Genomic DNA, 12,547 nt, shown 5'->3' with positions numbered 1-12,547 from the left:
CCCGGCAGGGCAATGATCAGGACCAGACCCTAATGGCCGGGTACGGGCTCGCTCCAGTGCCCAGGGCCGCGCAGTGCGACGTCCGCCGGCCGCGGGGCCCCGCCCGGGCCGCGGACCACGGACGAGGAGTGGTGGATGCTGTTCGAGGTGTGGGCCCCTCAGGCCGGGTCGGCCGTGCTGAGCACGGCGGGCGGGCGGCAGCCCATGGAGCGCGATCCGCTCCGTGCGGGCTGGTGGACGGCCGAGGCGGAGGCGGCCGACGGCGACCGGTACGGCTTCGCGCTCGACGGCGGCCCGGTGCTGCCGGACCCGCGCTCGCGCCGGCAGCCGGACGGACCCGACGGCGAGAGCGCGGTCGTCGACCAGGACGCGTACGCCTGGCGGCACCCGTGGGCGGGGCGCGGATCGGCCGGGGCCGTCCTGTACGAGCTGCACGTCGGTACGTTCACGGAGGCGGGTACCTTCGACGCCGCGGCCGAACGGCTCGGTCACCTGGTGGACCTCGGCATCACCCATGTGTCGCTGATGCCCGTCTGCCCGTTCCCCGGCACGCACGGATGGGGGTACGAGGGGGTGTCGCTGTGGGCCGTGCACGAACCGTACGGCGGCCCGGCCGGCCTCAAGCGCTTCACCGACGCGGCGCACGGGCTGGGGCTCGCGGTCGTCCTGGACGTCGTGCACAACCACCTCGGCCCGTCGGGCAACCACCTGCCCGCCTTCGGCCCGTACTTCACCGACACCCACCACACGCCGTGGGGCGCGGCCGTCAACCTCGACGCGCCCGGTTCCGACGAGGTGCGCGCCTACCTGCTCGGCAGCGCGCTCGCCTGGCTGCGGGACTACCGCCTGGACGGGCTGCGACTGGACGCCGTCCACGCGCTGGCCGACGGCCGGGCGCTCACCTTTCTGGAGGAGCTCTCCGCGGCGGTGGACGCGCTCGCCGCCGAGCTCGGCCGGCCACTCACGCTGATCGCCGAGTCCGACCTCTGCGATCCGCGTACGACCAGGCCACGCCCCGAGGGCGGCCTCGGCCTGCACGCCCAGTGGAACGACGACTTCCACCACGCCCTGCACGCCGCCCTCACCGGTGAGTCCCAGGGGTACTACGCCGACTTCGCGGCCGCCCCCCTGGCCGCTCTGGCCAAGACGGTGACCAGCGTGTTCTTCCACAACGGCACCTACTCCACCTTCCGGGGGCGGACACACGGCCGCCCCGTCGACGTCTCCCGGACCCCGGGCCACCGCTTCGTCGGCTACGCCCAGACCCACGACCAGATCGGCAACCGCGCCCTCGGGGACCGGCTCGCCGCCTCCCTCTCCCCCGGGCTCCAGGCCTGCGCCGCCGCCCTCGTCCTCACCGGGCCCTTCACCCCGATGCTCTTCATGGGCGAGGAGTGGGGAGCCCGTACGCCGTGGCAGTTCTTCACCGACCACACGGACCCGGAGCTCGCCGAGGCCGTACGCAACGGCAGGCGGCGGGAGTTCGCGGCGCACGGGTGGGCGGAGGAGGACATCCCCGATCCGCAGGACCCGCGCACCCGGGCACGCTCCTGTCTCGACTGGAGCGAGGCCGAGCGCGCACCGCACACCCGCGTGCGGGCCTGGTACCGCGAGCTGATCGCCCTGCGAAGGGCCCTGCCCGACCTCTGCGATCCGGATCTGGCCTCGGTGAGGACCGCGTTCGACGAGGAGGCGCGCTGGCTCGCCTACCGCCGGGGCGACCTGCGGATCGTGGTCAACCTCGCGGGCCGGCCGGCCGGCGTCCCCCTCGGCGTCGGCCGGCACCGATCCGGCGCCGGCCGGGTCCTGGCCGCCTGGGACCCGGTGGACGTGCCCGGTGCCGACGGGGTGCTGCACCTGCCGCCCGAGTCGTGCGTGCTGCTCGCCGACGAGTGACCCGCCTCCGTCCGGTGTGCGCCGGCGGGTTCCCCCGCTTCCCGCCGGCGCACGGCCGGCTCCCTACTCCACGACGGCCAGCTCGCGCGAGGTGGTGTTCAGCCGCCGGCCGCCGTCCTCCGTGACCGTGACGATGTCCTCGATGCGGACCCCGAAGCGGCCCGGGAGGTAGATGCCGGGCTCCACGGAGAAGCACATGCCGGGTACGAGCCGCTGCTCCTCGCCCTCGATCATGTAGGGCGGCTCGTGGGTGGTGACGCCGATGCCGTGGCCGGTGCGGTGGATGAAACGCTCGCCGTACCCGAATTCGGTGATGACGGCACGGGCCGCCCGGTCGATCTCCTGGCAGGCGATCCCGGGCCGCACGGCACGGCAGCCGGCCTCCTGCGCCTCCCGTACGACGTCGTGCACCCGCTGCTCCTCGGCGGTGGGTTCGCCGACGTGGACGGTACGGGAGGTGTCGGAGCCGTAGCCGTGCTTCAGCCCGCCGAAGTCCAGGACCACCATGTCACCCCGCTCGATGACCCGGTCCCCCGCCTCGTGGTGCGGGTTGGCGCCGTTGGGGCCGGAGCCGACGACGGTGAAGTCGACCTGCGTGTGGCCGTACCCGGTGAGCAGGGCGGCCAGATCGGCGGCCACCTCGCTCTCCCGGCGTCCGGAGAAGCGGACCGTGAGGATCCGCTCGTACGTGGCGTCGGCGGCCGCCCCCGCCGCCGCGAGGCGCTCCAGTTCGGCCGCGTCCTTGACGGCGCGCAGCATGGGCAGCGCGGCGGTGAGCGAGGCGTACGAGGTGCCCGGCAGGCGCTCCTGCAGGGCGAGCAGGTGCAGGGCCCAGGTGTTGTCGCTGACCCCGAACCGGCCCTCGGCGTCCAGGAGTCCGGCCGCCAGGGCGTAGGGGTCGGTGGCGTCCGTCCAGTCGTGCAGGGTGAGCGCGGGGGCGCCGGTCGCCCGCTCGGCGTCGGCGGCCTCCAGGGCCGGTACGACGAGTGCGGGTTCCTGCCCGGCCCGCAGGACCAGCAGGGTGAGCCGCTCGGTCTCCGCGGTCGGCCGGTAGCCGGTGAGGTGGACCATGTCGGGGCCGGGCGCCACCAGGACGCCGGCGAGACCGGCGGCGTCCGCGGACTCGGCCGCGCGGGCCATGCGGGCGCGGTAGTCGTCGGCGGTGAAGGGCACGGGCTGGTCGGTGCTGGGCATGGAGACCTCCTGGCTGACTGCACGGGACGGGGTGAGGCGGGACGGGACGGATGAGGCGGGACGGGGATGGCGGGGCGGGGATGGCGGGGCGGGGGTGGCACACAGCATCCTGCCTGCCGGGTCCCGGTGCACGTGGCCGGGGCGGGGGTCAGGGCGTGTCCGGCAGCCGCACCACCAGGTCGGCGCGGTCGCGGTACCGCTCCACCAGCCGCGCGTTGCGTTCGTCGGACCCGGCGGCCCAGCGCTCGGCCTGCGGGCGGGACCTGCCGAACCGGACGTGCCGGTCCACGAGCCGGCGCACCCGTAGCTCCGGATCGACGTCCACGAACCAGGCCTCGTCCAGCAGCCGGCGTACGGACGCCCAGGGTTCCTCGTCCAGGAGCAGGTAGTTGCCCTCGGTCACCACGAGCGGGGTGTCCGGGTGGACGGGTACGGCTCCGGCGATCGGCTCCTCCAGCGCCCGGTCGAACGTGGGCGCGTACACAGGCCCCGTCGGCTCCGGGTGACGCAGCCGCCGCAGCAGGGCCAGGTATCCGGCGGCGTCGAAGGTGTCGGGAGCCCCCTTGCGATCGGCCCGGCCCAGGCGGGCGAGCTCGCACTGCGCGAGGTGGAAGCCGTCCATCGGGACGAGCACCGCGCGTCCTCGGAGGGCGTCCACGAGACGGGCGGCCAGGGTGGACTTCCCGGAGCCCGGCGGGCCCGCGATGCCGAGGATGCGGCGGCCGGTGGCGGCGAGGCTGCGGGCTCGGCCCGTCAGCGCGGCGAGGTCGCTGGTGTCCATGGCGGGCATTCTCCCCGAGCCTGCGATGGCGGCGGACCGGCCGTCCGAGCCGGCGGTCCCGAGCGGGCACCGGCGGGGAGCCGACGGTAGTGTTACGTATAACCACCGCCTTCCGCCGTGGCCACCGCTCACCGAGGACGAGGATCACCCATGCCCCACGTCGCCCTGGTCACCCTGGTCGTCCGCGACTACGACGAAGCCCTCTCCTTCTACACGGGCGCCCTCGGCTTCGAGCTGGTCGAGGACAGCGACCGGGGCGACGGCTCCCGCTGGGTGGTGGTCAGGCCGCGCGGAACGCAGGGCACGGGGCTGCTGCTCGCCCGCGCCAAGGACGAGGCCCAGCGCGCTGCTGTCGGGGCGCAGACGGGCGGCCGGGTGGGCTTCTTCCTGCACACGGAAGACTTCGTGGGCGACCACGCCCGGATGCGGGCGGCCGGTGTCCGGTTCCTGGAGGAGCCCCGGCACGAGGCGTACGGCTCCGTCGCGGTCTTCGAGGACCTGTACGGCAACAGGTGGGATCTGCTGCAGCCCGCGTGAGCACGCCGCGTCGCGCGTGCACCGTCCGGCCGGGCCCGGCGGCAGGCGGCTCGGCCCGGCGAGGCCCCGCTCCCCGGGCACCCGGCGCCCCGCGGGACCTACGCGAGTCCGGCCGCCGCCCCCAGCGCCTCCAGTACGGGCTTGATCAGCGGGTGGCCCTCGGCCCCCTGGCGTACGGCGGCGAAGACCCGCCGGGTGGGGGCGCTGCCCTCCACAGGGCGTACGACGACTCCCCCGGGCTCCGCGCCCCGCAGCGCCGACCGGGGTACCAGGGCCACCCCGGCCCCCGCCCCGGCCAGGGCGAGCACCGCGTGGAAGTCGTCCGAGGAGTGCTCGAGCCGCGGTGCGAAGCCGGCGTACTCGCAGGCCAGGACCACCACGTCATGGCAGGGGTTACCGGGGTACGGGCCGATCCAGTGGTCCTCGGCGAGGTCGGCGACGGCGACGTGCCCCTGCCCGGCGAGCCGGTGGCCGACCGGCAGCACCGCGTCGAAGGGCTCGGAGTACAGGGGCACCCGGGTCAGCCGCCGGTCGTCCGCTCCGGGCGCGCCCCGGTACTCGACGGCGACCGCCACGTCGACCTGCCGGTCCAGGACCATGGGTACGCTCGCGTCGCCCTCCGCGTCCTGCACCCGCACCCGGATGCCGGGCGCGGTGCGCGTCAGTTCGGCGATGGCGGGGGCGAGCACGAGGGCGATACCCGTGGCGAACGCGGCGACGGTGACCGTGCCCGCCACCCCGGCCGCGTAGTCGGCGAGCTCCGCCTCGGCCCGCTCCAGCTGGGCGAGTACCTCGTTGGCGTGGTTCAGCAGGATCTCCCCGGCGGCCGTCAGCCGGGCACCCCGCGCCCCGCGCTCCACCAGCCGGTGCCCGGTCTCCTGTTCGAGCGCGGCGAGCTGCTGGGAGACCGCGGAGGGGGTGAGGTAGAGCGCGGCGGCGGCCGCGGTCACCGTGCCGTGGTCCGCCACCGCACGGAGAATACGCAGCCGCCGTGCATCGATCATGCGCCCATTGTCCCAGGCCGGCGGGGTGGTACGCGCTACTCGCCCAGCGCGGCCCGCGCGTCGACGAACGCGTCCACGGCGCGGTTGACGTCCTCGGTGGAGTGGGCGGCGGAGAGCTGGACGCGGATGCGCGCGGCCCCCTGGGGTACGACGGGGTAGGAGAACCCGATCACGTAGACACCGCGCTCGAGGAGCAGCTCCGCCATCCGGCCCGCCTTCGCCGCGTCGCCGATCATGACGGGGGCGATGGCGTGGTCGCCGGGCAGGATGTCGAAGCCCTCCTCGGTCATCCGGGAACGGAAGAGCGCGGTGTTGGCGTCGAGCCGCTCGCGCAGGTCTCCCGCGGACTCCAGGAGGTCGATGACCTTGAGGGAGGCGGCGGCGATGACCGGGGCCAGCGAGTTGGAGAACAGGTACGGGCGCGAGCGCTGGCGCAGCAGGGCGACGATCTCGGCGCGGGCCGCGACGTAGCCGCCGGACGCCCCGCCCAGGGCCTTGCCGAGCGTGCCGGTGATGATGTCGACGCGGTCCATGACGCCGTGCAGTTCCGGGGTGCCCCGGCCGCCGGGGCCGACGAAGCCCACGGCGTGCGAGTCGTCGACCATGACCATGGCGTCGTAGCGGTCGGCGAGGTCGCAGATCTCCGCCAGCGGGGCGACGTAGCCGTCCATGGAGAAGACGCCGTCGGTGACGACGAGCCGCCGGCGGGCGCCGGAGGCCTTCTTGAGCTGCTCCTCCAGATCGGCCATGTCGCGGTTGGCGTAGCGGTAGCGCTCGGCCTTGGACAGGCGGATGCCGTCGATGATGGAGGCGTGGTTGAGGGCGTCGGAGATCACCGCGTCCTCGGGGCCGAGGAGGGTTTCGAAGACACCGCCGTTGGCGTCGAAGCAGGAGGAGTAGAGGATCGTGTCCTCCTGGCCGAGGAAGGCCGAGAGCCGCTGCTCCAGCTCCTTGTGGACCTCCTGCGTGCCGCAGATGAAGCGGACGGACGCCAGGCCGTAGCCCCAGCGGTCCAGCGCCTCGTGGGCGGCGGCGACGACCTCGGGGTGGTCGGCCAGGCCAAGGTAGTTGTTGGCGCAGAAGTTGAGCACCTCACCGGCGCGGCCGCCGGAGGTGACGGCGACGGTGGCCGACTGGGGGGTGCCGATCACGCGCTCGGGCTTCTGGAGCCCGGCGTCCCGGATCTCGTCGAGGGTGGTGGACAGGTCGTCGCGCACGGAGGCGAACATGAGGAGGTCTCCCAGGTGGGTACGGGTGCGTACGAAGAGCTTCAGGCGGCCCAGTCGAGCAGGACCTTGCCGCCGCGACCGCCGGCGGCGTCGTCGAAGGCCGCCTCGAAGTCGCGGTAGCCGTACCGCCCGGTGATCACGGGGGCGAGGTCGAGTCCGCCTTCGAGCATCACGGACATGGCGTACCACGTCTCGTACATCTCACGGCCGTAGATGCCCTTGATCGTGAGCATGGAGGTGACGATGCGCGACCAGTCCACGGGGAACTGGCCGGACGGCAGTCCGAGCATGGCGATCCGGCCGCCGTGCGTCATGTTGGCGATCATGTCCTGCATGGCTTCGGGGCGGCCGGACATCTCCAGGCCGATGTCGAAGCCCTCGCGCAGGCCGAGGCGGCGCTGACCGTCGGCGATGGTCTCCTTGCCGACGTCGAGGGCGAGGCTGACGCCGACCTTCCTGGCCAGTTCGAGGCGGGGCTCGCTGACGTCGGTGATGACGACGTTGCGCGCGCCGGCGTGCCGGGCGACGGCGGCGGCCATGATGCCGATGGGGCCCGCGCCGGTGATCAGCACGTCCTCGCCGACCAGCGGGAAGGAGAGCGCGGTGTGCACGGCGTTGCCGAACGGGTCGAAGATGGCGGCGACGTCGAGGTCGACCTTCTCCCGGTGCACCCATACGTTCGAGGCGGGCAGCGACAGGTACTCGGCGAAGGCGCCGTCCCGGCCCACGCCGAGCCCGAGCGTGGAGCGGCAGAGGTGGCGCCGCCCGGCGAGGCAGTTGCGGCACTTGCCGCAGACGAGGTGGCCCTCGCCGCTGACCAGGTCGCCGACCTTGATGTCGACGACGTCGGCGCCGAGGTCCGCCACCTCGCCGACGAACTCGTGGCCCAGGACGAGGGGGGTGCGCACGGCCTGCTGCGCCCACCCGTCGTAGGCGCGGATGTGGAGGTCGGTGCCGCAGATCCCGGTGCGCAGGACCTTGATCAGGACGTCCCCGGGGCCGATCTCCGGCTCCGGTACGTCCATCAGCCAGAGTCCCGGCTCGGCCTTCTGCTTCACGAGTGCCTTCACTGCTGCGGCTCCCTGTACCTGGTACGGGTGAATACCCCGGGCCGGGGGCATGCCGAAGGCGGCCTGCGGCCCGGGGTGGACGGGGGGTGTCACGGCTGACGGGACAGGCCGGGACGCGTGCGTCCGCTCCGCGTGCCGGCGCCCTCTGCCGTCACGGAGAAATCTGCCGTACCCGGGGCCCGAGGTCCATCGAGGATTTCTTAAGCGCCGCCGCAGTTGTGCTTCACACCGCGGGAGCGGGACGCCCCGCGGCGGGGTGCCCGCCGGGCCCGGCGGGGTCAGGGGCGGGGCCAGGGGCGCCCGTCGAGGTTCTCGATGTCGATGTTGAGGCGTTTGAGGTAGCCGGCGAAGTCGGCGACCTCCTCCGGAGCCCACTCGGCCATGACCCGTTCCAGGCCCCGGATGTTCTCGGCGCGCTCCGCGTCGAGACCGTTCTGCCCCTCCTCGGTGATCCGGAACTTGCGGGCGATGCCGCCGTCCGGATCGGGGATGCGCTCGACGAGACCGGCCCTCAGCATGGCGGCGGTCTGCCGGTTGAGGGTGGAGGCGTCCAGGCCGAAGGCGTCGCTGAGCTGCCCGATGGACATCGGGCCCTGCATGCGGATGCGGCTGAGCAGGAGGTACGCGCTGCGGTCCAGTCCGCCGCCCCGCCTGGAGCGGGGTGCGCTCGGCTGGAGGTGCCGCCCGAGCACCATGGTCTCGAACTCGATCAGGTGCGTGGGCTTGTCGCGCTTCTGCATGGTCCTTCTCTCGACCGCCTTCGCCGTGCGTCCGGGCTCTCGGCCCTGCGTCCGGGCCCGCAACCGCAGACATTCCACCACGGCGTACGTGCACGGCGCACAGGGGAGCGGCGCTCCGCGCCCGCACCCCCGCGCGGCGACGCCGGGCCGGCCGGTGCGTCACGGCGGTGCGGAATACCGGGCCCCCGGATTACCTGGACTCCACCTCCTTGGACTCCACGCGTCCGAGCGGGTCGGGGCCGGCCGTCAGCGCCTCGCAGGCAGACCGCCAGGCGGGGTCCCCGGGATAGAGCTCGCTACGCAGGTAGGCCCAGGTGAGCTGCTGGACGGCGGCCACCCGCGCCGGGCTCTCGTCCGTGGTCTCCGCGACGTCGTAACCGGACACTCCGCCGAGCCCGTGCTCCGCGCCGAACAGGGTGAGCAGGGACTTGCGCCCCGGGGAGAGGACGTACGGATCGGCGTGCCACTGCCAGCCGTTGACCGTCAGATGGGCGGAGTCGTCCTTGTCCCCGGCGACCACGAGCGCGGGCGTGGCCATCCGGGAGAAGTCCGTGGTCCGCAGGAAGGAGAGGCCGGCGGCCGCGGTCGCGCTGAGGGCGTCGCCGCCCCGGCCGGGCGCGGCGAGCAGGACGCCCGCCTTGATGCGGGGATCGGCCGTGTCCTCGTCCGTGCCGTCGTGCGGATCGGTGACCGTGGCGCCCAGCAGCAGGCTCGCGGTGTGTCCGCCCATGGAGTGCCCGGCCACGGCGATCTTGTCGTGGTCCAGGCGGCCGGCGAGTTGCGGGACGGCGGCCTCGACCGCGTCGAGCCGGTCGAGGATGTGCCGCATGTCCTCGGTCCGCGAGCGCCAGAACAGCGGCGCCCCGGGAGTAGCGGGGTCCAGGTCCAGGGTCGCGGAGCTGAGATGGGTGGGCTGGATGACGACGAAGCCGTGCGCGGCCCAGAAGTCGGCGAGAGGGGCGTACCCGTCCAGCGAGGAGAGGTGGTTCGAGTGGCCCTGGCCGTGCGAGAGGAGGACGACCGGAAGGTTACGGCCGGTCACGGGCGCGGAGACCCGTATCTGAAGGTCCACGGGCCGGCCGGGGATCGGCAGCACCACGGGGCTGACCGAGAGGACCGGGGTGGGCGGCCCGGAGGTACCGGCCGTGCGGGTCGATGCGCTCATGATGCGCTTTCCCTTCGATTTCCCCCGCCCCCGGGCATGTCGGGCCGGCGGCGGGGTGTGGAGTCGGAAGCGTTCTCCGCGGTCACACAATCGGAACGCTGTTCCACTTAATTTACGGAACACTGCTCCGTTTTGTCAACGGGTCCGGCCGGGCAGGGTGGCGCCGGGCGGTCCGCCCACGCTCCGCGGACCGGACACCCGGCCGGGCGGCGGCGGGCCGGCCCGCCTGTCATCCGCCGTGCGGAATCCGCAGCCCCGGCTTCGGGCCGCATGCGGCCCAACGGGGCGTCAGGCCTTGATAACGTCGCCCGCACGACTGCGGAAAGCTCCCCGCCGGGGTCGTCGCTCCACCGGTTCCGGCCGTCCCGACAGGGCGGCGCGCGGCAAGCCGGTGCGTGTCATGGGGACCGGACGTGGCAGGGACGATGAGGGCCGACGCATGAGCCTCCCGCAGTTGCACTACATCTCCGTCACGGCCGGGGGCGGGGAGCCGGAGGGCCGGTTCACCGCCGTGGACCCCGCGATACCCGGGCCGATACGCGCGGAGGCCGCCCCGCTCCTCGCCTACGAGGCTCCCGCAGGCACCCCGCAACGGCTGACCGGCGCCGAACTCCGTTCGCTGCCGGTCGCGTTCGGCTTCACCGCGCTTGCCGACGGCAGCCATCTGCTCAGCCGTACGGTGGCCGTGGGCGGGGGCGGGTTCCATGCCCACGCCGTGCATCTCCCGGCGGGTACGTCCGTCCCGGGCCGGATCCTCCCGGTCGCCGCGTGGGGCGCCGCCGGATGGCTCTCCGCCGCGCCGGACCGCACACCGGCCGACCCGTTGACCTCGATGGCCCTGTCGAGCGGCCCTTCCCGGGGGTTCTCCCGCGAAGGTCTCGGTGACTTCGCGGTCTCCCGTGGTCCGTGGCTCGCCGCCGTCCTCGCCGATCTGCGGCGGGTGAGCGAGGATCCGTCCGCACCGCAGGTCGTCCTCGTGGAGCGGCAGAGCGCGGACGTGGCCCGGTGGATCGCCCTGGCCACGGCCGTCCTGCCCCGGGAGCACGCGGAGCGGCTGACCTTCACCACGTACACCCGGCAGCCCGGGCGCACCTCGCACCAGGCCGTCGGGGTTCTCCCCGAGGACGCTCCCGACGTGCGCGACCCCCGCTTCCGGGTGCACTCCGCGGCCGGCCCACGGCCCGCGGCGACGGCGCAGGACGCCTGGGCGGGCACCGCCGCCCGGATCTGGCGCAGCCGCGCACCGGAACTCTTCCGGGAGGCCGCGGAGCTGCCGGGCGAGCCCTTCGCCGCCGGCCCACTGGCCGTGACGGCACTGGGCGCGGGCATCCCGCTCGGTTCGGCCGAGCGCGCCGCCGCCGCCGACTGGGCCGCCGAACGGCCGTACGCGCTGGACGAGAAACGGACCCGGCAGCTGACCGACGCGCTGACCGCGCCCGCCGACGACCGCACGGCCGCCGAATGCGCCGCCGCACTGAGGCTGCTCACCGCGTTGGACGGCCGCAGCCCCGCGGCGGTCACCGCGCCGCTGGCCGCGCTGCTGGTCACGGAAGCGGTGCGGGGCGGCGACGCGGCGCTCGAACCACCCGCGCGGTCGGCCTTCGCCGAGGCCGCCGGGGAGCAGGCGGTCACCGCGCTGGTCGAGGAGCTCGGGGACGAGATGCTGGCCGAACTGGCCACCGGGGTCACCCGGGTGGCGCGGACGGTGCAGTTGCTGCGGCTCGTGCGGCTACTCGGCATGGACTGCGAGGAGTTGCTCCCCGGTGTCGTCCACCGGCTGGCCCGCGCCCTGCTCGAGGACCCGGAGGCCGGCGGGTGCCGCACGCTGCTCGACCTGCTGGACGAGCAGTTCGACGTGCGTACGGCGTTGCTCGGCGAGCTGGACCGGCTCGCTCCGGACGACCCGGCGGGGACGGAGCGCTTGCTTCTCCAGGTCGCCCTGCCGTTCACCGGGACGCAGGCGCTGCCGCACCTGCGGATGTGCGCCGAGGCGCCCGGCGCCAAGGCGCGCGGGACGGACCGGGTGACGGTCCTGCACACGGTGCTGCGGGCCGCGGGCATGTCCCCGTTCGCCGAGCCGCTGGTGCTGCGCACGGCCGTGGGCCTGGTGTGGGGCGAGGGCACCCCCACGGCGGGCGAGGCCCGGTCGCTGCTGGGGGAGACCACGTCCGACGCCCACCGGACGGCCGGCACGTGGGCGCGTCTGGTGGACGCCGCGCTGGGCGCCCCCCTCGACGACGAGGACGCCCCGGAACTCGCCCACGACCTGCTGCGCGGCTTCCCGCAGGAGATGGGCGCCCGGGTGCGCGCCGCCCTGCTGCTGCTGGACTTCGCCCGCGAGGTGCGCTCCGGTGCGGCTGAACCCGGCTGGACGGAACGCGCCCGCTCGCTGCGTGCCCTCGCCGAACCGGTCGAGCCCGTGGTCCTGGAACACGCCTACGGCGCCCTGGCCCGGCGGCTGCTCGCCCCCGACCGCCCCGAGGCGGAGCTGTACGCCTTCGTGCACAGCGACGACGAGGACCTGATCGCTGCCTACGGCCGAATCGCCCACCACGACGTGACCGTGGCCCGGTTGCGGGACGAACCCGCGTACGTGGCGGACTGCTTCACCGTATGGACCGCCCACCCGCACGCGGGCGACGCCTGGACGAGGACCCGCACCGCCCTGCTCGACGAGGTCCTGCGCCCCGTGGTGCGCGCCCTTCCCGTCGAGGGCGTCACGGCGGTGGAGCGAGCCGTCGAACACGGGGGAAGCAGCCGCACACTCGACGCCTTCCGCGCCTGGAACCGCCCGTCCCGCTCGATCGGACGCCTCGGCAAGCGCGTCGTGGGGCGTATGCGCCGGGGGTGACGGCAGGAAGTCGCCGTCGGAAGCACGCCTGGTTCCGGCACAGCTGGGGACGGGCCGCGTGCGCGGCAGAGGACGCGGCC

Annotated in this window: 10 protein-coding genes; 3 read left to right on the top strand and 7 right to left on the bottom strand. The window is 74.3% G+C overall.

Annotated elements, in window-relative coordinates:
• Positions 1-135: 135 nt before the first annotated feature.
• The gene (treZ, locus tag BA175_RS02000) at positions 136-1,896 is read left to right on the top strand and encodes a malto-oligosyltrehalose trehalohydrolase (RefSeq protein WP_069169439.1); all 1,761 of its coding nucleotides are present in this window, start codon (positions 136-138) and stop codon (positions 1,894-1,896) included.
• 63 nt (positions 1,897-1,959) lie between these two features.
• Here treZ and BA175_RS01995 read toward each other — a convergent pair whose 3' ends face one another.
• Both BA175_RS01995 and BA175_RS01990 read right to left on the bottom strand, forming a co-directional pair.
• Positions 1,960-3,090, bottom strand: coding sequence for an aminopeptidase P family protein (locus tag BA175_RS01995; protein WP_069169438.1), 1,131 nt, complete (start codon positions 3,088-3,090; stop codon positions 1,960-1,962).
• Between the two features lie 148 nt (positions 3,091-3,238).
• Positions 3,239-3,871: a nucleoside/nucleotide kinase family protein gene (locus tag BA175_RS01990; RefSeq protein WP_069169437.1), complete on the bottom strand. Its 633-nt coding sequence runs from the start codon at positions 3,869-3,871 to the stop codon at positions 3,239-3,241.
• Positions 3,872-4,021: 150 nt separating this feature from the next.
• Between BA175_RS01990 and BA175_RS01985 the strand changes: the two genes are divergently transcribed.
• Positions 4,022-4,408, top strand: a complete 387-nt coding sequence (locus BA175_RS01985; protein WP_069169436.1) for a VOC family protein — start codon at positions 4,022-4,024, stop codon at positions 4,406-4,408.
• Positions 4,409-4,506: 98 nt separating this feature from the next.
• On the opposite strand, the gene BA175_RS01980 is transcribed toward BA175_RS01985, so the two are convergent.
• The 5 genes from BA175_RS01980 to BA175_RS01960 form a co-directional block, all read right to left on the bottom strand.
• Positions 4,507-5,412 carry a LysR family transcriptional regulator gene (locus BA175_RS01980; protein WP_069169435.1) on the bottom strand — a complete coding sequence of 302 codons (906 nt, stop codon included), beginning with the start codon at positions 5,410-5,412 and terminating at the stop codon, positions 4,507-4,509.
• A 35-nt stretch (positions 5,413-5,447) separates the two neighbouring features.
• A complete protein-coding gene (locus BA175_RS01975) occupies positions 5,448-6,641 on the bottom strand; it encodes a glycine C-acetyltransferase (RefSeq protein ID WP_069169434.1) in 1,194 nt (397 codons plus the stop codon).
• Positions 6,642-6,682: 41 nt separating this feature from the next.
• Complete coding sequence (tdh, locus tag BA175_RS01970) at positions 6,683-7,711, bottom strand: L-threonine 3-dehydrogenase (RefSeq protein ID WP_069169433.1); 1,029 nt, start codon at positions 7,709-7,711, stop codon at positions 6,683-6,685.
• Positions 7,712-7,989: 278 nt separating this feature from the next.
• Positions 7,990-8,451: a MarR family winged helix-turn-helix transcriptional regulator gene (locus BA175_RS01965; protein ID WP_069169432.1), complete on the bottom strand. Its 462-nt coding sequence runs from the start codon at positions 8,449-8,451 to the stop codon at positions 7,990-7,992.
• Between the two features lie 190 nt (positions 8,452-8,641).
• On the bottom strand, positions 8,642-9,616 hold the full coding sequence (locus BA175_RS01960; RefSeq protein WP_069169431.1) for an alpha/beta hydrolase family protein: 975 nt from the start codon (positions 9,614-9,616) through the stop codon (positions 8,642-8,644).
• A 439-nt stretch (positions 9,617-10,055) separates the two neighbouring features.
• Between BA175_RS01960 and BA175_RS01955 the strand changes: the two genes are divergently transcribed.
• The gene (locus BA175_RS01955) at positions 10,056-12,467 is read left to right on the top strand and encodes a GTPase-associated protein 1-related protein (RefSeq protein ID WP_069169430.1); all 2,412 of its coding nucleotides are present in this window, start codon (positions 10,056-10,058) and stop codon (positions 12,465-12,467) included.
• Positions 12,468-12,547 lie beyond the last annotated feature (80 nt).

Source organism: Streptomyces griseus, from assembly GCF_001715295.1.
Classification (GTDB): domain Bacteria; phylum Actinomycetota; class Actinomycetes; order Streptomycetales; family Streptomycetaceae; genus Streptomyces; species Streptomyces griseus_G.
The sequence above is the reverse complement of the archived record's forward strand: the minus strand, read 5'-3'. Positions and strand labels throughout refer to the sequence as shown.

Excerpts from the sequence above, each read along its gene's own strand:
- treZ (WP_069169439.1), top strand. The coding sequence starts at position 136 with ATGCTGTTCGAGGTGTGGGCCCCTCAGGCCGGGTCGGCCGTGCTGAGC.
- BA175_RS01995 (WP_069169438.1), bottom strand. The coding sequence starts at position 3,090 with ATGCCCAGCACCGACCAGCCCGTGCCCTTCACCGCCGACGACTACCGC.
- BA175_RS01990 (WP_069169437.1), bottom strand. The coding sequence starts at position 3,871 with ATGGACACCAGCGACCTCGCCGCGCTGACGGGCCGAGCCCGCAGCCTC.
- BA175_RS01985 (WP_069169436.1), top strand. The coding sequence starts at position 4,022 with ATGCCCCACGTCGCCCTGGTCACCCTGGTCGTCCGCGACTACGACGAA.
- BA175_RS01980 (WP_069169435.1), bottom strand. The coding sequence starts at position 5,412 with ATGATCGATGCACGGCGGCTGCGTATTCTCCGTGCGGTGGCGGACCAC.
- BA175_RS01975 (WP_069169434.1), bottom strand. The coding sequence starts at position 6,641 with ATGTTCGCCTCCGTGCGCGACGACCTGTCCACCACCCTCGACGAGATC.
- BA175_RS01965 (WP_069169432.1), bottom strand. The coding sequence starts at position 8,451 with ATGCAGAAGCGCGACAAGCCCACGCACCTGATCGAGTTCGAGACCATG.
- BA175_RS01960 (WP_069169431.1), bottom strand. The coding sequence starts at position 9,616 with ATGAGCGCATCGACCCGCACGGCCGGTACCTCCGGGCCGCCCACCCCG.
- BA175_RS01955 (WP_069169430.1), top strand. The coding sequence starts at position 10,056 with ATGAGCCTCCCGCAGTTGCACTACATCTCCGTCACGGCCGGGGGCGGG.